General features: G+C 60.2%; 2 protein-coding genes. Both read left to right on the top strand.

Annotated features, from left to right (window positions below):
- Positions 1-5 precede the first annotated feature (5 nt).
- Positions 6-194: a head-tail joining protein gene (locus tag AC5RV2_RS19110; RefSeq protein WP_077814874.1), complete on the top strand. Its 189-nt coding sequence runs from the start codon at positions 6-8 to the stop codon at positions 192-194.
- Positions 195-205: 11 nt separating this feature from the next.
- On the top strand, positions 206-359 hold a 154-nt coding region (locus tag AC5RV2_RS19105), incomplete at its 3' end, for a phage tail protein (protein WP_170997307.1).

Here is a 359-nt window from a genome sequence, read left to right as displayed (position 1 = left end):
AGGGCGTGCGCGTTGAAGGCTCCAGCCCGTCCCTGTTTGTCCGGACTGATGAGGTGCGGCAGCTGCGGCGTGGAGACACGCTGACCATCGGTGAGGAAAATTTCTGGGTAGATCGGGTTTCGCCGGATGATGGCGGAAGTTGTCATCTCTGGCTTGGACGGGGCGTACCGCCTGCCGTTAACCGTCGCCGCTGAAAGGGGGATGTATGGCCATAAAAGGTCTTGAGCAGGCCGTTGAAAACCTCAGCCGTATCAGCAAAACGGCGGTGCCTGGTGCCGCCGCAATGGCCATTAACCGCGTTGCTTCATCCGCGATATCGCAGTCGGCGTCACAGGTTGCCCGTGAGACAAAGGTACGCC

The organism is Arthrobacter sp. Y3225116, assembly GCF_059091245.1.
The sequence above is the reverse complement of the archived record's forward strand: the minus strand, read 5'-3'. Positions and strand labels throughout refer to the sequence as shown.